The following is a 19,634-nucleotide window of genomic DNA, read 5'->3' on the forward strand; positions in this document are numbered from 1 at the left end:
CCAGGAGACCATCGATGTTTCGGCTGGCACACCTTTCACTGGCGAACCGGGCGCTGATCGCGCTGATCACCATCTTCGCTTCGGTCTTCGGCGTGATCACCATGTCGTCGCTGAAGCAGGAACTCATCCCATCCATTGAGTTCCCGCAGATCACCGTGCTGACCTCCATGCCGGGGGCCTCGCCTGAGGTGGTGGACAAGCAGGTCAGCGGCCCGCTGGAAACGGCCCTGAACGGCGTGGAGGGGCTGGAATCCACCTCCTCCACGTCCCGCAACGGCGTTTCGCAGATCACGATGGTGTTCACCTACGGTTCCAACCTGGACCGGGCACGGAACCAGATCGACCGGGCCATCTCCAACGCCAAGCGCACCCTGCCGGCTGACGTCCAGCCGCAGGCCATCGCCGGGAGCATCAGCGATTTCCCGATCGTCTTCCTGGCGGTGTCCTCGGACAAGCCGCTCAGCGAACTCAACACCGACCTCCAGCGGCTCAGCGTTCCCCGGCTGCAGAAAATCGACGGCGTCCGCGGCGCCGATGTCACTGGCGGCGCTACCCAGCACATCGAGATCCTTCCGCGCCCCGAGGCGATGGCTGCGTCCGGTGCCACCATCGCTTCCCTCCGCGACACGCTCTCCAACAACGGAGCCCTGGTTCCGGCCGGCACGCTGGAGGAGCAGGGCAAGACGCTCTCGCTGCAGATCGGCAGTCCGGTCGACTCACTTGACGCCGTCAAGGCCCTCCCGGTGTCCGGCGCCAAGGACGGGGCCACCATCGGATCCGTGGCCGACGTCGCCATCAAGGACGACGAACGCACGTCCATCACCCGGACCAATGGAGCAGAAACCCTCGCGGTGTCCGTCACCAAAAAGCCCGAAGGCGACACGGTGGCCATCTCCCACGCAGTGCGGGACAGCCTGGACGAGCTGGCAACGGAGCTCGGCTCCAACGCCACATTCACCCCGGTCTTCGACCAGGCGCCCTTCATTGAAAAGTCCATCAAGGACCTCACCACCGAGGGCCTCCTGGGACTGGGATTCGCCGTGGCGGTCATCCTGGTCTTCCTGATGTCGGCCCGCTCCACCCTGGTGACAGCGGTATCCATCCCGCTGTCCCTGCTCATCACGTTCATTGGGCTCTCGGCTACCGGCTATTCCCTGAACATCCTCACCCTCGGCGCCCTCACCATTGCCATCGGCCGCGTGGTGGACGACTCCATCGTCGTGATCGAAAACATTAAGCGGCACCTCACCTACGGCGAGGACAAGGTCACTGCCATCCTCACCGCCATCCGTGAAGTGGCAGGGGCCATCACCGCGTCCACCCTCACCACGGTGGCCGTGTTCCTGCCCATTGCCTTCGTGGGTGAACTGGCCGGCGAGCTGTTCAGGCCGTTCGCCCTGACGGTGACCATCGCACTGCTGGCGTCCCTGCTGGTGTCGCTGACCATCGTTCCGGTGCTGGCTTACTGGTTCCTCAAGAGCCCCTCGCCGTCCGGTGCAGGCGGGCGCACGGACGCCGAGGCTGCCCGGGCAGCGGCGCAGGAGAAGGAACAGCGCGGCCGGCTCCAGCGCGGCTACCTGCCCATCCTCACCAAGACGCAGAAACACCCCGTGCTGACCCTGGTGGCCGCAGTCCTCGTGCTGGGCGCAACGGGAGCGATGACACCGCTGCTGGCCACCAACCTGCTGGGCAACTCCGGCCAGAACAGCCTGACAGTACGCCAGGTGCTTCCAGCCGGCACCAGCCTGGCGGACACCAGTGCCGCGGCCGTCCGCCTCGAAGAGGTCCTCCGCGGAATCGACGGCATCAAGGACGTTCAGGTCACCTCCGGCAATGCGCAGGCCGGGTTCGCTGCCCTGGTGTCCTCCGGCTCGTCGAATTCAACCTTCACGGTAGTGACGGATGAGAAGGCGGACCAGGACCGGCTGCAGGAAACCGTCCGCACTGAACTGGCCAAGGTTCCGGACTCCGGCAAAGTCTCCGTGGGAACCCAGCAGGGCGGCTTCGGCACGTCCTCCACCGTGGACATCACCCTTAAGGCTGCCAGCACCCTGGACCTACAGGCAGCCAGCGACGCCATGGTCAAGGCCATGACCGGAGTACCCGGCACCAGCGAGGTGGAAACCAACCTCGCCGCGAGCCAGCCGGTGGTCCAGGTCAAGGTGGACCGGGCCAAGGCAGTGGCGGCGGGCCTGAATGAGGAGCAGGTGGCGGGAGTCCTTGCAGCCACCATCAGCCCGGTCCCCGCCGGCACTGTCCGGATCGACACCAACGACTTCCCTGTGAGGATCGGCCAGGGAACCAGGTTCACCAGCATCGACGCCGTCCGGAACATCCCGCTGCCGGCCGCCGGAAGGCCTGTCACCCTGGGCAGCATTGCGTCCGTGGAACAGGTGGATATTCCGGTGTCCATCACGGCCAGCAACGGCCAGCGCACCGCGAAGGTGTCCGTGACGCCGTCGGGGTCCAACCTGGGTGCCGTCAGCACCGAGGTGCAGGGGCGCCTGGCAGGCGTCGAGCTGCCTGCGGGTGTAACCGCTGAGATCGGCGGGGCCACCACGCAGCAGGCAGAGTCCTTCCGGCAGCTGGAGCTGGCGCTGCTGGCCGCGATCGCCATCGTGTACGTCATCATGGTGGCCACCTTCAAGTCCCTGGTCCAGCCCCTGATCCTGCTGGTGTCCGTGCCGTTTGCCGCCACAGGAGCCGTTGCCCTGCTGCTGGTCACCGGCGTCCCCCTGGGGCTGCCATCGCTGATTGGCATGCTGATGCTGGTGGGAATCGTGGTCACCAACGCCATCGTGCTGATCGACCTCATCAACCAGTACCGGCAGCCGCGAACCGGCCCTGGCGGAACAACCTCGCCGGGAATGAACGTCGCGGACGCCATCACCCACGGTGCCCGGCAACGCCTCCGGCCCATCCTGATGACGGCACTGGCAACAGTTTTCGCGCTGACTCCGATGGCGATGGGACTCACCGGCGGTGGCGGCTTCATTTCCCAGCCGCTGGCCGTGGTGGTGATCGGCGGCCTGGTTTCTTCCACGGCCCTGACCCTGGTCCTCGTTCCTGTCCTGTACCGGCTCGTGGAGGGCCGGCGCGAACGGAGGGCGCTCCTCCGCGACCTGCAGGCACAGCCGGAATTCGAGCAGGCGGCCGACGTCGATGCCGAGTTCCGCGACTGGACCGCCGGCGATGTGCCGAGGGTCAGCGGACGCCGCGCGGCGCCCGGCAGCCCCGACTGACAAAAACGGAATAAATCCCGCCTGGATGCGTTGTATCCGGCGATAGATGCAAATGCATCTAATTTGGACTACACTGGAACCAAGCCAGCAAGTCCATGAAACGGAAGGGCACATCATGCAGTTCGGTGTTTTCAGCGTCAGCGACATCACTACGGACCCCACCACGGGCCGCACCCCCACCGAGAACGAACGCATCAAGGCCTCGGTGGCCATCGCCAGGAAAGTCGAAGAGATCGGCATGGATGTCTACGCCCTGGGCGAGCACCACAACCGGCCCTTCTTCTCATCCTCCCCCACCACCACCCTCGCCTACATCGCCGCGCAGACCGAGCGGATCACCCTGTCCACGGCAACCACGCTGATCACCACGAACGATCCCGTGAAGATCGCCGAGGATTTCGCCATGCTCCAGCACCTGTCCGATGGGCGCGTGGACCTGGTGCTGGGCCGCGGCAACACCGCCCCGGTCTACCCGTGGTTCGGAAAGAACATCCAGGACGGCGTGGAGCTGGCCATCGAGAACTACAGCCTGCTGCGCAAGCTGTGGGATGAGGACACCGTCAACTGGTCCGGTAAGTTCCGCACCCCGCTGCAGAATTTCACCTCCACCCCGCGCCCGCTCGACGGCGTGGCCCCCTTTGTGTGGCACGGTTCCATCCGCACACCGCAGATCGCCGAGGTGGCGGCCTACTTCGGTGACGGGTTCTTCGCCAACAACATCTTCTGGCCCAAGGAGCACTACCAGCAGTTGATCGGGCTCTACCGCGAGCGGTACGAGCACTACGGCCACGGCACCGCGGACCAGGCAATCGTGGGCCTCGGCGGCCAGTTCTTCATGAGGAAGAACTCGCAGGACGCTGTGAAGGAATTCCGTCCCTACTTCGACAACGCCCCGGTGTACGGCCACGGACCCTCACTGGAGGACTTCACGTCGCAGACCCCGCTGACCGTGGGCAGCCCGCAGGAAGTCATCGAGAAGACCCTGAGCTTCCGCGAGCATTTCGGTGACTACCAGCGCCAGCTGTTCCTGATCGACCACGCCGGCCTCCCGCTCAAGACGGTCCTTGAGCAGCTGGACTTGTTTGGCGAGGAAGTCCTGCCGGTCCTCCGCAAGGAGTACGCGGACCGCAAGCCCGCGCACGTGCCGGACGCACCCACCCACGCATCCCGCGTCGCGGCGCACCTGGCAGCCCAGGACGCCGAAAAGGCCACGGCGGAGGCGTAATGGCAACCAGCCAATCCACGTCCCCCGTCCGGCTCGCAGCGGAAACCTGGGAGTCACTGTTCCGGGCGCAGGTAGCCGTGATGCGCAGGCTGCAGTCCGGCCCGGCATTCCGGAAACTGGCGGTGAATGAGTACGATGTCCTGTTCACGCTGTCACGCTGCCCGTCGGGCTGGCTCCGGCTGAACGAGCTCAACGACAACGTCCTGCTCAGCCAGTCCAGCCTGAGCCGGCTGGTGGAGCGGCTGGAAAAGCGCGGCCTCGTGGCGCGGATGCCCGCCCCGGAGGACGGCAGGGGTGTGCTGCTTAAGCTCACCGACGAAGGCCGGGAGCTCCAGAAGGAGATCGGCCGGGAGCACGTCCGCGACATCTCTGCCCTGGTGGCGCCGGCGCTGACCCCCGACGAGCAAAAGGAACTGCGCCGGCTCACGGACAAGCTCCGGAACTCACTGGGCCAGCAGCCGCGATAGGAGCGCCGGGCGGGACCTGAACCGGCCGGGCTTGAACCGGCCGGGGACAGGTCAGCCCAGCGCCACCAGCGCGGCAGGGTCCTCTGCCGGCAACATGCCGTTGACCACTGCGGTGACACGGAGCTGGTTGAGTGTCAGGCTTCCGCCCACCGTGGACAGGAACGCAGTGTCGGACGAATCACGGCCGGCCGTGATGCGCAGCATCGACTCCCGCGGGGCCAGCCCCGTGGGGTCGATGATGCGCCATGCGCAGTTAACGTAGGCCTCTGCCACGGCATGGAAATCCATGGGCGACAGCCCCGGCGCGTAGACCGCGGCGAGCCGTGCGGGGACATCCTTGGACCGCAGCAGCGCGATGGCCAGGTGTGCGAAATCCCGGCATACTCCGCGGCGGTGCAGCAGTGTTTCCACGGCGCCGTCTGTGCCACGGGACGAACCGCTGATGTACCGGAGTTCCCCGTAGACCCAGTTCCTGACGGCCTGGACAAGTTCTTCCCCGTGCAGTCCCCCGAATTCCGCGTAGGCGGTGGGGAGGAGCCGGTCAGATTCGGCATACCGGCTGGGCCGGACGTAGCGGATCTGTTCCGCCAGCGTGGCACCCTCCGGCTCGGCGCGGCCGGCCACTGTAGCTGAGTACTCGACAGTGACATCGGTGGGTTCGGCGAACTCCATGTAGTGGAACCGGCCGCCGTGGTGGTCGGAGATTTCCGTCAGCGGGACTTCCTCACCGCCCGCCAGCACCGACAGGGATTCCTCGAAGGACGAGTATCCGTTGTTCCTGGCGGCGGCAATGGCCATGGCCACCTTGGTGTTGGCCGCGGTGCGGAAGGCCAGGCGTGCGGAAACAGAGCGTTCCATGAATCTCCGGGGGTGTCGGCGTTGGAAAGCAGTGCCGTGCCTGGGCGCCCTGTGGGGGCCGGCAACGGGACTAGTTTTTGATCTCCAGCGACATTAGCATCCGCTGGACATTGGCAAAGTCCGGGCTTTCCCCGGCGTACGCGGCCGCCGCGCCAAGGGTGTCGAAAGCTTTGGCGGGCGCCACTTTTTCATCCGGCGCAAACGCCCTCAGCGCCACCAGGTCGCCGAAGGACCAGTCACCTTTGCCCGCCGGCCCGCGGACGGTGTTGCGCAGTTCGCAGGCCTGGTTTCCGGTGCCGCCCACCACGTTGGTGATCCCGTAGGAGCCGAAGTAGCGGTAGCCCTGGATTACGCGGAAGACCACCCGGGGCGGGATGGTGCCTTCGCCGGACCCGGCGGAGGCGCCCGGGGACGCGGGAACGCTGCTGATCACCGTGTAGGGCCGTCGCGAACCTTCGGGGCATTCGGCGGACGACGGCGGCAGGCCGGTCCGCAGCGCGGCCATGAAGGTCCCGTCGGGCTTCTTCACCTCGATCTTCAACGCCCCCGGAAGGGTGCCGTCCTCGGGCTGGACTGATTGGGCGATCCAGTCCTGGGGAAGTTCAAAGCTGACCGTCCTGGCAGGATCGGCGAAAGTCTTCCACGCCGCGGCGGTAGCCGCCGGCCGGGGTTCGGCTGAGGCAGTGCCGGAGGCGCCGGCTTCACCGGACGGTCCCGGCGCGCCACCCGATGTCGAGGTGCCCGCCTGCGCCGTGGTTGACGCACCCGCGGCACCGCTGGAGGGATCCGCCTGCGCGGTCCAGCCCGAACCGGTTCCGCCGGCCTGCGGGCCGCTGCACCCGGTAACCAGCAGGGCAACCACCGTCAGGACCACCAGGGACCCCGACCTGGCCGGGCCCCGCGCCGGTGCTGCTGCTGTTCCCCTGGCTTCCATGCAGCCAGCCTATCCGCGCCGGGCTGCACCGCCGCCCAGGCGCGTGGCGTTTCCCGGTGCCGGGTGTGGACCGCGCGTGCACCGCACCCCGCTGCACCGCACCCCGCTGCTCCGCGCCGCACTGCACCGCGCCGCACTGCACCGCGCCGCACCGCACCGCACCGCACCGCAGCCATCGAACCGCAGGAGGTGCCGTCGTCGTGCGCTGCGCCTTCCGTACGCGGCAGTGCGGCTAGGCTGGGGATATGGCGTACGGGCAGCAGGGCATGGACGAAGAGAACCTGGCGGAAATGTCCGCCGTCGACATCGCCGACTGGAGGTTACGGACCTTCAACCTTTACGACAATGTGCGCCGGATCGCCGCCGATAACCCGGCGGAAGCGCATTCGTACTGGCGCCATCAGCGTGACCTGATGTTTGCCACGCACCCGGCCTCGGCGCTGTCGCCGGCGGACAAGGCGCAGTTCTCCGGGTTGAAGACTGCTGACTACGATCCCATCTACCGGTTCCATGTTCCCCTCACCAAGGAGGGCGCAGGCCGGGAAATGAGCGTGGAAACGGGCACTGACGGCGTGGTCAACTTTGTCCGCCTGGGCACCTTCGACCTTCCCGAGATGGGGCAGTTGGCCGTGTGGAAGCTCAAGGGATACGGCGGCGGCATCTTCGTGCCGTTCCGTGACGCCACGGCGGGCCGGCCGGGCGGCACCTATGGGGCCGGCAGGTACCTGCTGGACACCATCAAGGGTGCGTTCCACGGTGTGCAGGGCTCCGGCCCGGACGCCACCTTTGTCCTGGACTTCAACTTTGCCTACAACCCGTCCTGCGCGTACAACGACGCCTGGGCGTGCCCGCTGCCCGGCCCCTCAAACCGGCTGGCCGTGGAAATCCCCGCCGGCGAGCTTTACTGACGCTTCAGGAACCCGGGCGCCGCCTGCCCGCCGGCACCAAACACAACGCCGCGCCCACGGACTGAACCGGGACGGTGCTCCCGGTATGGCAGGGTGGACGGATGGATTCCACCAGCGCGCCGGCAGCCGTCCAGGAGCTGCAGGACGCCCGCCGCAGGCCGGCCGCCCTGCGCCGCCGCGGAATCCTGCGGTTTCCGGTGGTCCGGCAACTTCTTCGCTTCTCGGGTGTAGGGATCATCTGCACGGGCGCATCCCTGGCGCTTTACGCGCTGCTCCGGCCGTGGATCGGGCCGCAACCGGCGAACGCCGTTGCCCTGGTCCTGACTTCGCTGCTGAACACCGCGCTGAACCGGCGGCTGACGTTCAAGATCTCCGGGACCCAGCGCCGGGCCAGCGACCACCTGAACGGGCTGGTGGTGATCGCCGTGGCACTGCTGATCACCGGAGGCAGCCTGGGCGTGCTGCACTGGATCAATCCGGACGCCACTGTGGGGGACGAGCTGCTGACCACCACCCTGTCCGGGTTCCTGGCCACGGCGGTCCGGTTCACGCTGCTCCGCCACTGGATTTTCCGCCGGGCCCGGCACCGCTAACCGGTCCACCGGATCAGTTGGTGCCGAGTGACCTCACTCCGGCCACGGCCGAGCACACGGCTTTGGCCGCGGTATCCAGGTCTTCGCCAGTTACCGCCGCGTCGAAGCTGAAGCGGACCGCCGTCTGCGCCACCTCGCGGGAAATGCCCAGGGCCGACAGCACGGCAGAGGGTTCATCCGAACCCGCCGCGCAGGCAGATCCGCTGGAACACACCACACCCTGGCGTTCGAGTTCCAACAGGACCGATTCGCCGCTGGTGCCGGGAAAGCAGAAGGACGCCACCGAGGGCAGCCGGTCCGTGGGGTGCCCGGTGAGGATGGCCTCCGGCACTCCGGTAAGCACGGCGTCAATGAATGCGTCCCTCAGCCGCGAGACCCGCCCGGCCTGTTCATGCTGTGCGGCCTGCGCCAGGGACAGTGCGGTGGCGAGGCCCACGGCACCTGCGACGTTTTCGGTGCCGGACCGGCGTCCGCGTTCCTGGCCGCCGCCGTGGAGCACAGGTTCCAAGCGGACCCGGCCCCTGATGTAAAGCAGGCCGCAGCCCTTGGGGGCGCCGAGCTTATGGCCGGAGATGCTGAGGGCGTCCACGCCGAGGGCAGCGGTGTCCAGCGGCAGCCATCCCGCCGCCTGGACGGCGTCTGTGTGGAAGGGGATGCCGCGGCCGCGGGCCAGCTCCGCGAGCGCCGGGATGGGCTGGACTGTACCCACCTCGTTGTTGGCGTACATGATGCTTACCAGCGCCGTTTCCGGCCGGAGCAGCGGCAGCAGCGCTTCCGGCGTCACCTGTCCGGTCGCGTCCACGGGAACCACGTCAATGGAGAAGCCGTGGAAGCGTTCAAGGTACCTGGCGGATTCCTCCACGGCGGGATGCTCGACGGCGCTGATCACCACACGGTTCAGGGCGGGGTTCGCAGCCTGCCGGGCCAGGGCAATGCCCTTGACGGCAAGGTTGTCCGCCTCGGTGCCGCCTGAGGTGAAGACCAGCTCGCCGGGCCTGCACCCCAGGACCGCTGCCACGGAGGCCCGGGCACCCGCGAGCGCGGCAGCCGCCGACTCCCCCAGGCTGTGGTGGCTTGAGGGGTTGCCGAAGTCGCCGGTCAGGTAGGGCCAGATGGCCTCCAGCACTTCGCGGCGGACGGGTGTGGTGGCGGCGGCGTCAAGGAAGATCATGGCTTCACCCGACGGTCAGTTCCACGTCCAGGCCGAGGTCCAGGGCGGCGACAGTGTGGGTGAGGGCGCCGATGGAGATGACATCCACGCCGGTGGCGGCGATCGCGGCGACGGTGCCCAGGTTCACGTTGCCGCTGGCTTCCACGCGGGCCCGTCCGGCCACCTGGGCAACCCCTGCACGCAGCTCATCGAGGCTGAAGTTGTCGAGCATGATGGTGTCCACCCCGGCGGCGAGGACGGGTTCGATCTGGTCCATCCGGTCCACCTCCACTTCGAAGTGCGTGGTGTGGCCCAGCTGGGCCTTCGCCGCCAGGAGGAGTCCGGTGAGTTTGGCGGGGTCGCCGCCGGTCATGACTGCCAGGTGGTTGTCCTTGGCGAGCACGGCGTCCGAGAGGCTGTAGCGGTGGTTCGCTCCCCCGCCGCAGCGCACGGCGAACCGCTCGAGGATCCGCAGCCCGGGGGTGGTCTTGCGGGTGTCGGTGATTTGCGCCTGCGTTCCTTCAGCGAGCCGGACGAACTCGGCGGTCCTGGTGGCGATGGCGGACATCCGCTGGACCAGGTTGAGGGCCACGCGTTCGGCGAGCAGTACCGAACGCGCCGTTCCGCTGACGCGGGCCAGGTGAGTGCCGGCGTCGAACGCCTGCCCGTCCTGCACCAGCAGGTCCACCTCCGTGGCCGGGTCCACCAGCTGCATGGCGTCCCGGAAGACCGTGGCGCCGCTGAAGACGCCGGGCACCCGGGCGTTCAGCACGGCCGTGGCGCGGGCCTGGGCGGGGATAAGCACCTGGGAAGTGATGTCACCGGCCGGCGCGTCCTCCGCGAAGGCACGCTCGAGGATGTCGCGGACGGGTGCCTGCGGCAGAGTGGGGCCGGTGTTTGTGCGGGTGTGCTCAATCACGGTGGGTTCAGTCATGGGAGAGGCTCGCTTTCGGCCGGAGTGGGATGGTCTCGAGAGTTTCGTCGCTGCGGTAGTGGGCGCCCAGTGAGTCGCGCCGCGCCAGGGCGGCGGACACCAGCAGCTGCGCGGCCAGGAGCAGGTTGCGGTCTTCATGCACGGCAGGGTCCGCGGAGCCAGGCACCGCATCGGGGCGCACGACGGCGGCCCAGCGCGCCAGGGTGCCGGCAGCCCCGGCCAACAGTTCCCCGGACCTCAACACCCCGGCATGCGACGTCATCAACGACCGAAGAGCCTCGCGGGAAAAGGGTTCAGTCCGGCTCTCGCCCCCTCCGCTGCTGCACGGCCCACTCCCGACTGGCGCACCTGAGCGAGGTGTGAGCGCAGGCACCGAGGGATCTGCGGAACTGCCTTCCAGGAAGTCTTCAACAGCGCGGCGGCCAAAGACGAGCCCTTCGAGGAGGGAGTTGCTGGCCAGCCGGTTTGCCCCTTGGACTCCGGTGCACGCAACCTCCCCTGCGGCGTAGAGCCCGGGGATGCTGGTGCGGGCGTGGAGGTCGGTGGCGATGCCGCCCATCCAGTAGTGCGCTGCCGGGGCAACCGGGACCAGTTCCCGGGTCCAGTCGATACCGGCGTCCAGGGTTTTCCGGGTCAGGGTGGGGAAACGCCGGCCCAGGAAGCCTGCACCGTGGTCTTGCTCGATGGGCCTGGCGTCAAGGTAGACATGGCCGCCGGGGTTTCCGAGCTTGGCAAGGTGCAGGGCGATGCTGCGTGAGACGACGTCGCGGGGGGCCAGTTCGGCGTCCGGGTGGTAGGCCTTCGTGAAGCGGCGGCCACCCGCGTCCACCAGGACGGCGCCTTCGCCCCTGACGGCTTCGGAGATCAGCAATGGCCCGTCCAGCCGGTGGGGCCGGGGAGTGGCGGCGGCCACCAGGCAGGTGGGGTGGAACTGGAAGAATTCGAGGTCTGCGGGAGCGGCCCCGGCGCGGACGGCGAGCGCCAGGCCGTCTCCGGTGGCCACAGCTGGGTTAGTGGTTTGGCCGAACAGCCGGCCCGCTCCCCCGGTAGCCAGCAGGACGGCGTCGGCGGCCAGGGACCGGAGCGTCCCGTCCTGCAGGTATTCCACACCGGTCACCCGCCCGTTGTGCTCCTTCAGGGCGGTGGTGTGGGCGTGGGTGTGGATGGTGAGCGTCCCCCGGGCTGCCCGTGCCAGCACGGCGCCGATCAGCGCGCCGGCGGTACGGGCACCGGTGGCGTCGCCGCCGGCGTGCAGGATGCGGGGAGCACTGTGTGCAGCCTCGAGTCCGAGGGCAGGCCCGCCGTCGGGCCCTGCATCAAACCGGACGCCGAACTGCTGGAGCGCGGCAATGTCGCTGCCGGCCTCGGTGCACATCAGCCGGACGGCGGCCTCGTTACAGTGCCCCGCCCCCGCGCGCAGGGTGTCTGCGATGTGGGCGGCCACGGTGTCGCCCGGGGCCGGTTCAGGCAGTACCGCCGAAATGCCGCCCTGGGCGTACCAGGTGTTGCTGTGTTCGAGGCTGCCCTTGGTCAGCAGCACCACGTCCGCACCGGCGTCGGATGCCAGCAGGGCGGCGTACAGCCCGGCGATGCCGCTGCCGACGATGACAAGCCGGCGGCTCATCAGGGCCTCGCGGCGAGCATGCGCTCAAGGGCTGTGCGGGCGTTGGCCTGGACGGCGTCGGCAACGGTGATGCGGTTGACCACCCGTCCGGCCACCAGTTCCTCCAGGACCCAGGCCAGGTAGCCGGGGTGGATCCGGTACATGGTGGAGCAGGGGCAGATCACCGGGTCCAGGCAGAAGATGGTGTGCTGCGGGTATTCGGCGGCGAGCCTGTTCACCATGTTGATTTCGGTGCCGATGGCGAACGTGATGGGCTCGGTGGCGGCGGCAATGGCCTTCTTGATGAAGTCGGTGGAACCAGCGGAGTCGGCGGCGTCCACCACTTCCATGGGGCATTCGGGGTGGACGATGACCTGGACACCCGGGTGCTCTGCCCGGGCCTGCTCGATCTGGGCCACGCTGAAACGCTTGTGCACGGAGCAGAACCCGTGCCACAGGATGACCCTGGAGTCCAGCAGCTGCTGTTCTGCGTTGCCGCCCAGGTCCTTGCGCGGGTTCCACATGGGCATCTGCTCCAGGGGAACGCCCAGGGCCTTGGCGGTGTTGCGCCCCAGGTGCTGGTCCGGGAAGAAGAGCACCCGCTGGCCCCGCTCGAAGGCCCATTCCAGGACCGTCTTCGCATTCGAGGACGTGCAGACGATGCCGCCGTGCTCGCCGCAGAAAGCCTTGAGGGCTGCGGAGGAGTTCATGTAAGTGACGGGGATGACCGGAACCCTGCCGTCGGCGTCGGGCTCGGTTCCGAAGATCTCCTCAAGCTGCTCCCAGCACTCCGCTACGGAATCGGCGTCGGCCATGTCCGCCATGGAGCAGCCGGCGGCCAGGTTGGGCAGGATCACGGCCTGTTCCGGCGTGGACAGGATGTCCGCCGTCTCCGCCATGAAGTGCACGCCGCAGAAGATGATGGCTTCAGCCTCCGGCTTGGTGAGGGCGGCGTTGGCGAGCTGGAAGGAGTCACCCACGAAGTCCGCGTACTGGATGACTTCATCCCGCTGGTAGAAGTGGCCCAGGATGACAGCCCGGTCGCCCAGGGTGGCTTTGGCCGCGGTGATCCGCCGGGCGAGCTCCGCGTCAGTGGCGCGCTTGTACTCCTCCGGCAACTGGCCCTGCCGGGGGGTTGCCGCCGGGGCAACGTCCGCGCTGGAGGCACCGGGACCGTAGGCGGGGATGCCGGCCAGGGCTTCGGCGAGGTCGTAGTCCCACGGCCCCTTGGCAAGGGCAGGGCTGCAGGTGCTGCCGCGGGCAGCACCATTTTCAGCCTGCTCGCGCGTGATCAGCTGGATGGCTGTGTTGACGCTGCTCATGGTGTGCTCCTGTTGTCTGGGTCGAGGCCGGGGCGGCCGGTGTAGCGGTAGAGGCGTGGCGGGCGGTGCTTGCCACCCTGCAGGTATTCGCCGGTTTCTTCGATTTCCGGTGTTGCCTTGAGCTGGCGGCGGAAGTTGGCCGGGTCCAGCTGGCGGTCCAGGACTGCCTCATAGACTTCGCGGACCTGTGCCAGGGTGAAGTATTCGCCGAGCAGGTGGTAGGCCACTGAGCCGTAGGCGAGTTTGTTGCGCAGCCGCCAGAGGGCGTAGTCCACGATCGCGTTGTGGTCGAAGGCGAGCTCGCCCAGCCGGTCCGCCCGGAACCACCTGACGTTCTCGGATTCGTCAGCGAGCGCCGCTTCCGTGGGCTGGACCAGGGCCCAGTACACGATGGACACCACGCGCTGGGAGGGTGACCGGTGCAGCCCGCCGAAGGCGTACAGCTGCTCGAGGTAGCTCGGTGCCAGCCCGGTGGTGTCCCGGAGGTTCCGCGACGCTGCGTCCTGCAGCGACGCGTCATGCGACAGCGGGCCGCCGGGAAGCGCCCACAGGCCCTTGAAGGGCTCACGGATGCGCCTGACCAGCGGCAGCCACAGGGTGGGCCGCCCGGAGGTCTCACTCGGGCGGAGCGCGAAAATGACTGTCGAGATTGCCAGCGACGGCGGCGCGGCCTGGCGTTCGGAGACGTTTGCCGAACTGGAGAACATGGCCACACCGCCTTTCGTTCCATTAGCCACACGGCACCCTCAGGGCGCCGCGCTAGTTATAGTCATTTTGACCTGAACTAATTCTACGGCCACGCGGGGCCCGATGGGAAATGTTTCTGCTGACGCGGCCGGGCGCCCACCGGGCCGGCCCGGTGGGCGCGCTCCCGGCGAAGGGAGTAAATTCAAGAGGTCCCACGAGGAACATCACGCCAAACCCCAAGAAGGTTCAACCGCACCATGACGACGAAGTCCGCATCCGTACGCCCGGAACGCCACCTGGGCCACACCATGAAACCCCGCCAGCTCACCATGATGGGCCTGGGCAGCGCCATCGGCGCCGGGCTGTTCCTCGGCTCCGGAGCCGGGGTGCAGGCTGCCGGCCCCGCCGTCCTGCTGTCCTACCTCGTGGCGGGCACGCTGATCATCCTGGTGATGTGGGCACTGGGTGAGATGGCCGCCGCGAACCCCAACAGCGGCGCCTTCTCCGTGTACGCCGAACGCGCGCTGGGGCGGACCGCCGGCGCCACCATCGGCTGGCTGTGGTGGCTGCAGCTGGTGGTGGTCATCGCCGCCGAGGCCCTTGGCGCCGCCGGGCTCCTGTACTCTGTGTGGCCCGTGGTTCCGGTCTGGGCCCTGGCACTTGCCTTCATGGTGGCGTTCACCGCGATCAACCTCGCCGGGGTGCGGAACTTCGGTGAGTTCGAATTCTGGTTCGCCATCCTCAAGGTGGCCGCGATCGTGCTATTCCTGGCAGTCGGCGCCGCCCTCCTGCTGGGCTTCCTCCCCGCCGTCACGTCGCCGGGACTGTCCAACATCAGCTCCGATTTCGCCCCGCAGGGCCTCGGCGGGGTGGCCGCCGCACTGTTCGTAGTGATCTTTGCGTTCGGCGGCACGGAGATCGTTTCGGTCGCCGCTGCCGAGACCCAGGACCCCGAGCGCAGCGTGGGCAGGGCCATCCGCACGGTGGTCTGGCGCATCCTCGTTTTCTACATCGGCTCCGTGTTCGTCATCGCTGCGGTCCTTCCGGCCACCTCCGAAAGCCTGGCGTCCCCCTTCGCCGGCGTCCTGGACGCCGCCCGGATCCCCGGTGCGGCAACGACGATCACCCTGGTGGCCGTCGTCGCCCTCCTGTCCGCACTCAACGCCAATCTGTACGGCGCCTCCCGGATGGCCTACTCGCTCGCGGAACGCGGCGAAGCCCCGCAGTTCCTGACACGGCTCAGCGGGGCCAGCGTGCCGATGCTGGCCGTGGCCGTATCGGTGGCCTTCGGTTTCGTGGCCACCGTGCTGGAACTGCTCTTCCCGGACAAGGTCCTTCCCGCGCTTTTCCAGCTGGTGGGTTCAACCTGCCTGGTGGTGTGGGGAAGTGCCCTGGTGTCCCAGCTGATCCTGCGGCGCCGCGCCGCACGCGACGGCACACCGCTTCCACTGAAGATGAAGGGTTTCCCCGCCCTGACCGTCCTGGGGCTTGTCCTGCTGGGCCTGATCTTTGCGGTGGGCTTCAGCGCCCAGGAGAGCCGGGTGCAGCTGTTCAGCACGTTTGCGTTGATCGCGGGAATTGCCTTGGCCTGCGCCGCAGGCGCCCGGATCCAGGGCCGCCGCCGCCCGTCCGAGTGACTTGAAAAACCCGGCAGCCCGGCCGGTAGAGTGGCTAGTACCTTCGGCGGCGCCGCACGATCCGTGCGGACCCCCGCCACCGTGTTCGAGTTGATGAGGACTGACACCATGAGCGGCAGGCACACCGGCCAACAGCATGCGCACACTGTGGAGGGCACGGACCCCCAACTGTTCGTGGCGGTGCATGACCCCGCTGACGATGCCGGGTTGCGGCCGGTCCTGCTGCTGCACGGCTTCTCCTCCTCGGGGAAACTCAACTGGGAAGACACCGGCTGGGTGGGCGCCCTCCTGGAGGCGGGCCGCCGCGTGATCACGGTGGACCTGCCCGGCCACGGCCGCAGCGGCGCGCCGGAGGACCGTGATTCGTACTCCCCCAGCCGCATCCGCGCCGATCTGCTGCAGACAGCGTTCGACGCCGGCGTCCGGCCACTGCAGGACGGCGATCCTTCCAGCGGGCTCGACCTCGTCGGCTACTCCCTGGGATCGCGGCTGGCGTGGGAGTTTGCCTCCACCCAGCCCGAGATCGTCCACCGCCTGGTGCTTGGCGGACCCAACATCTCCGATCCGCTGGCCGAGTTCGACCTGACGGCCGCCCAGGATTACCTGGCCGACGGCACGCCGATCGCCGACGGGTCCACCGCGCAACTGCTGAAGATGGCGCTGCTGCTGCCCACCAACAACATCTTTGCGTTGCTCACCCTTGTCGAGGCCATCAAGGCCGAGCCCTATGACCCCGCCGAAGCGGTCCCCCACGTGCCAATGCTCCTGGTGGCCGGCGACCAGGATGAACGGATCGGCAGCCTCCCCAAGCTCGCCGAGCTGGCCAACAGTACCGGGGGCATGGCTGAACAGCTCGTCCTGTCGGGCCGGAACCATACCAATGCCGTCACCAGCAGGGCCTTCAAACAGGCGGCTATCGCCTTCCTGGCGGTCTGAGGATTCCAGCACCCCGGATCATGCCGGCACCCTGAATATCCCGGCGGCGCCCAGCGGTAGGCTGGAATCACAGGGCCGGAAGAGCCTGGAGGGGCAGATGGGTACGCGATTCGAAGACCGAACCGAGGCAGGCGAGCGCCTCGCCGCCGCTCTGACCCAATTCAGGGAGCGGCCCGGTGCCGTTGTCCTGGGCCTGGCCCGCGGCGGGATACCGGTAGCAGCGGCCGTGGCCAAGGCACTCTACCTTCCGCTGGGGACCATCCTGGTCCGCAAGCTGGGCATTCCGGGCCACGAGGAAACGGCATATGGAGCACTGGCGTGGGCCCGCGGCCGCACCGTCAGGCTGGTCAACAAGCCGCTGGTGGACCGTGTGCTGGAGCACGGCGTCCGGCGCGAATGGCTGGACGAGGTGGAAGAACGCGAGCGTGCCGAGCTGCAACGCCGGGTGGGCCTCTACCCCGGAACGTCCATTGACCTGGCCGGGAAGACCGTGCTGCTGGTGGATGACGGCCTGGCCACCGGCGCCACCATGCGGGCAGCCGTGGAAGCGGTCCGCGAGAGTGGCGCTGCCGTTGTGGTGGCCGCCGCTCCGGTGGGTTCGATCGAGGCCGAGGCGTCAGTGGAGCGCGTTTGCGATGCCGTGATCTGCCTGCACCTGCCGGGCAAGTTCCGGGCGGTGGGCAGTTTCTACCGGCACTTCGAACAGCTGTCCGACGACGCCGCCATCCACTACCTCAGGAATTAGCTACGGCGGCCCGGACGCAAAAGTCCGGCCCGCCGTCGCCTTCGTTCCCCCGGGCCCCGCCGTCAAGTTTCCTTGGCCGAAGCGAAGCGGGGCGCGGGATTTGTGGTCAGTGGTGGGCGCTGACGCCCAGCGGGCGGCCCTTGGTTTCCTTGGCCAGCACTACCCCGATGGCCGAGATGACGCACAACACCATGATGTAGATGCCGATGGACCCGGCCCACTTGGTGCTTTGCAGCAGTGTTTCAGCAATGGTGGCCGCAAACGCGCCGCCCAGGATGGCGCCGAACGCGTAGCCGATCGAGATACCGGAGTACCGGACGTTCGCCGGGAACATTTCGGCGTACATAGCGGACATGGGCCCGTAGGACAGTCCCAGTCCGATGGTGAGGACGAACAGCGCCACACCGTAGAGCCAGATGTTCTTCGTGTCGATCAGGGCGAACATGGGAAGCATCCAGGCGAACACGATGGCGTAGCCGGCAAGGAACGTCTTGACCCGGCCGATCTTGTCGGAGAGCCAGCCGCCCGCCAGGGTGAAGATCAGCCAGCCGAAGGACGCCAGGGTGGTGGCCAGCAGGATCTGCGGGGTGGGCATCTTGAGGGTCCTGGTGGCGTAGGAGATGAAGAACGCGATCAGCAGGTAGCCGGCGGCATTATTGCCGATGAAGATCAGGGTGGAGTACAGGACGGGGAGTTTGTGGTTGCGGATGAGCTCGCCCAGCGGCGCCTTGCTTTCCTTTTTCCGCAATGCCATCTCCTGGAAGACAGGGCTCTCGGCCACGGCGCGGCGGATCAGGTAACCCACCACGATCAGGACGATGGACAGCAGGAACGGGACCCGCCAGCCCCAGGCAGCGAAGTCTTCCTTGGACATGCTGCTGTTGAGGAAGAACAGCAGGCCGGTGGCCAGGATCATGCCGACGGGAACGCCGATCTGCGGGTAGGCACCGAAGAGGCCGCGCTTGTTCAGGGGTGCATGTTCAACGGCCATCAGGGCTGCGCCGCCCCATTCGCCGCCTGCGGAGAAGCCCTGGATGACGCGCAGGAGGATCAGCAGGATCGGGGCCCAGGCACCGATCTGGGCGTAGGTGGGGAGCATGCCGATGAGGGCCGTTGCAGCACCCATCATGACCAGCGTGAACACCAGCATGGCCTTGCGGCCCAGCCTGTCACCCAGGTGCCCGGCAACCACTGCACCGAGCGGCCGGAAAAGGAAGCTGATGCCGATCAGGGCGAAGGACAGGATCTGCGCCAGTCCGGGGTTTGACTCGTTCAGCGGCGCCAGGAACAGCGGCGACAGCAGCGTTGCCGTCAGCTGGGCAAAGATGAAGAAGTCGTACCACTCGATGGTGGTGCCGACGAGCGTGCCCGCGAGGACCTTGCGCTCTTCCCTCCGTGTGCTGGGACCGGAGAGTGTATCCACCTGGGAAGGTGTGGTCATTGAAACTCCATTGTTTATTGGCGGCATGCACCGCCGGACGCCTTCAGGATTACCGACAGAACGGTCAGTTGGTAAGTAGAGTACTACGAAAATGTGAGACGCAACACGGTGTGGTCGAATTTTGTGGTGAACGGCGGGATGGCATCTCAGTTCCATATTTGAATGGTGAGTTCCCATAAAGGACACACCTACCCCGCTCCGGGCACCTACGATGGACTCCATGACCTCCACCGCAGCCGCCCCGGCAGGACCGGCAGCCCAAGCTTCGCCCTCCCAGACTCTCTCGCGCGGTATTCGCGCCCTTGAGATCCTGGCAGCTGCGCCCGGCCCGCTGACCATCGCCGAACTGGCCGATGCCATGGGCGTCCACCGGTCCGTGGCGTACCGGATCCTGCGCACACTTGAGGACCACTCACTGCTGGTGCGGGACGACGCCGGAAAAGTACAGCCAGGCCCCGGCCTTGCCGTCCTGGCACGCGGAGTCTCGCGAAACCTCCAGTCGGCCGCCCTCCCCGAGCTCACCTACCTCGCAAACAGCTTGGACATGACTGCTTTCATCGCGGTCTGGGACCATCATGACTGCATCACGCTGGTCACCGTCGAGCCGCGGCATTCGGGGGCCACAGTGGCCCAGCACCCCGGCACGAGGCATCCCATCAACGCCGGGGCACCGGGCATCGCCATCCAGTCAGCGTTCACCGGGGCCGAATGGGACCGGCTGGACACCGGCGTGGCCTACCGGCAGGAGGCCGGCGAGGCCCGCCGGCTGGGATACTCGGCAAGCCACGACGAGGTCATCGCAGGGGTTTCCTCCCTGGCTGCCCCCATCAAGGTGCCGGGCGGCCGGCCCGCCGCCCTGGCCGTCGTCTACATCCGTTCCGCCCACGACCCCGAGGCCGTGGGCGCCGCGCTGGCGGGGAGCGCGGCGAGGATCCAGGAACAGTTGGCCTGA

The 19,634-nt window shown here is 67.7% G+C and carries 17 protein-coding genes; 9 read left to right on the plus strand and 8 right to left on the minus strand.

Going from position 1 to position 19,634, the window contains the following annotated elements:
- Positions 1–14: 14 nt before the first annotated feature.
- The 3 genes from BLT71_RS13235 (at position 15) to BLT71_RS13245 (ending at position 4,934) form a co-directional block, all read left to right on the plus strand.
- Complete coding sequence (locus BLT71_RS13235) at positions 15–3,242, plus strand: efflux RND transporter permease subunit (protein ID WP_091721023.1); 3,228 nt, start codon at positions 15–17, stop codon at positions 3,240–3,242.
- A 115-nt stretch (positions 3,243–3,357) separates the two neighbouring features.
- On the plus strand, positions 3,358–4,467 hold the full coding sequence (locus BLT71_RS13240) for an LLM class flavin-dependent oxidoreductase (protein WP_015937467.1): 1,110 nt from the start codon (positions 3,358–3,360) through the stop codon (positions 4,465–4,467).
- Positions 4,467–4,934 carry a MarR family winged helix-turn-helix transcriptional regulator gene (locus BLT71_RS13245; protein WP_091721026.1) on the plus strand — a complete coding sequence of 156 codons (468 nt, stop codon included), beginning with the start codon at positions 4,467–4,469 and terminating at the stop codon, positions 4,932–4,934. The genes BLT71_RS13240 and BLT71_RS13245 overlap by 1 nt, the downstream gene beginning before the upstream one ends.
- A gap of 51 nt (positions 4,935–4,985) precedes the next feature.
- Here BLT71_RS13245 and BLT71_RS13250 read toward each other — a convergent pair whose 3' ends face one another.
- Entirely contained in the window at positions 4,986–5,792 is an 807-nt protein-coding gene (locus BLT71_RS13250) for a transglutaminase-like domain-containing protein (protein ID WP_091721028.1), read from the minus strand.
- Between the two features lie 70 nt (positions 5,793–5,862).
- Positions 5,863–6,726: a hypothetical protein gene (locus tag BLT71_RS13255; RefSeq protein WP_091721031.1), complete on the minus strand. Its 864-nt coding sequence runs from the start codon at positions 6,724–6,726 to the stop codon at positions 5,863–5,865.
- A 245-nt stretch (positions 6,727–6,971) separates the two neighbouring features.
- Between BLT71_RS13255 and BLT71_RS13260 the strand changes: the two genes are divergently transcribed.
- On the plus strand, positions 6,972–7,634 hold the full coding sequence (locus BLT71_RS13260; protein WP_091721034.1) for a DUF1684 domain-containing protein: 663 nt from the start codon (positions 6,972–6,974) through the stop codon (positions 7,632–7,634).
- 101 nt (positions 7,635–7,735) lie between these two features.
- Positions 7,736–8,227: a GtrA family protein gene (locus tag BLT71_RS13265; protein ID WP_091721037.1), complete on the plus strand. Its 492-nt coding sequence runs from the start codon at positions 7,736–7,738 to the stop codon at positions 8,225–8,227.
- Positions 8,228–8,240: 13 nt separating this feature from the next.
- On the opposite strand, the gene BLT71_RS13270 is transcribed toward BLT71_RS13265, so the two are convergent.
- Genes BLT71_RS13270 through BLT71_RS13290 form a run of 5 tightly spaced genes read right to left on the minus strand, consistent with a single transcriptional unit; the run spans position 8,241 to position 13,943 of the window.
- On the minus strand, positions 8,241–9,398 hold the full coding sequence (locus BLT71_RS13270; RefSeq protein WP_091721040.1) for a cysteine desulfurase family protein: 1,158 nt from the start codon (positions 9,396–9,398) through the stop codon (positions 8,241–8,243).
- A gap of 4 nt (positions 9,399–9,402) precedes the next feature.
- Positions 9,403–10,311, minus strand: coding sequence for a carboxylating nicotinate-nucleotide diphosphorylase (nadC, locus tag BLT71_RS13275; RefSeq protein WP_091721061.1), 909 nt, complete (start codon positions 10,309–10,311; stop codon positions 9,403–9,405).
- Positions 10,304–11,935: an L-aspartate oxidase gene (gene nadB / locus BLT71_RS13280; RefSeq protein ID WP_091721064.1), complete on the minus strand. Its 1,632-nt coding sequence runs from the start codon at positions 11,933–11,935 to the stop codon at positions 10,304–10,306. Before nadB ends, nadC begins: the two co-directional genes overlap by 8 nt.
- Positions 11,935–13,236 (minus strand): quinolinate synthase NadA, encoded by a 1,302-nt coding sequence (gene nadA, locus BLT71_RS13285; protein ID WP_091721067.1) that lies wholly within the window; start codon positions 13,234–13,236, stop codon positions 11,935–11,937. Before nadA ends, nadB begins: the two co-directional genes overlap by 1 nt.
- Positions 13,233–13,943, minus strand: a complete 711-nt coding sequence (locus BLT71_RS13290; protein WP_091724014.1) for an NUDIX hydrolase — start codon at positions 13,941–13,943, stop codon at positions 13,233–13,235. The genes nadA and BLT71_RS13290 overlap by 4 nt, the downstream gene beginning before the upstream one ends.
- 237 nt (positions 13,944–14,180) lie before the next feature.
- On the opposite strand from BLT71_RS13290, the gene BLT71_RS13295 reads away from it, so the two are divergent.
- The 3 genes from BLT71_RS13295 (at position 14,181) to BLT71_RS13305 (ending at position 17,241) form a co-directional block, all read left to right on the plus strand.
- Positions 14,181–15,560, plus strand: a complete 1,380-nt coding sequence (locus BLT71_RS13295) for an amino acid permease (protein WP_091721069.1) — start codon at positions 14,181–14,183, stop codon at positions 15,558–15,560.
- 108 nt (positions 15,561–15,668) lie between these two features.
- A complete protein-coding gene (locus tag BLT71_RS13300) occupies positions 15,669–16,496 on the plus strand; it encodes an alpha/beta fold hydrolase (RefSeq protein ID WP_091721072.1) in 828 nt (275 codons plus the stop codon).
- Positions 16,497–16,593: 97 nt separating this feature from the next.
- On the plus strand, positions 16,594–17,241 hold the full coding sequence (locus tag BLT71_RS13305) for a phosphoribosyltransferase (RefSeq protein ID WP_172829974.1): 648 nt from the start codon (positions 16,594–16,596) through the stop codon (positions 17,239–17,241).
- A gap of 106 nt (positions 17,242–17,347) precedes the next feature.
- Here BLT71_RS13305 and BLT71_RS13310 read toward each other — a convergent pair whose 3' ends face one another.
- Entirely contained in the window at positions 17,348–18,682 is a 1,335-nt protein-coding gene (locus tag BLT71_RS13310; protein WP_091721075.1) for an MFS transporter, read from the minus strand.
- Positions 18,683–18,902: 220 nt separating this feature from the next.
- On the opposite strand from BLT71_RS13310, the gene BLT71_RS13315 reads away from it, so the two are divergent.
- The gene (locus BLT71_RS13315; RefSeq protein WP_091724017.1) at positions 18,903–19,634 is read left to right on the plus strand and encodes an IclR family transcriptional regulator; all 732 of its coding nucleotides are present in this window, start codon (positions 18,903–18,905) and stop codon (positions 19,632–19,634) included.

Origin of the sequence: Pseudarthrobacter equi, assembly GCF_900105535.1 — a bacterium.
In the GTDB taxonomy this organism is placed as follows: domain Bacteria; phylum Actinomycetota; class Actinomycetes; order Actinomycetales; family Micrococcaceae; genus Arthrobacter; species Arthrobacter equi.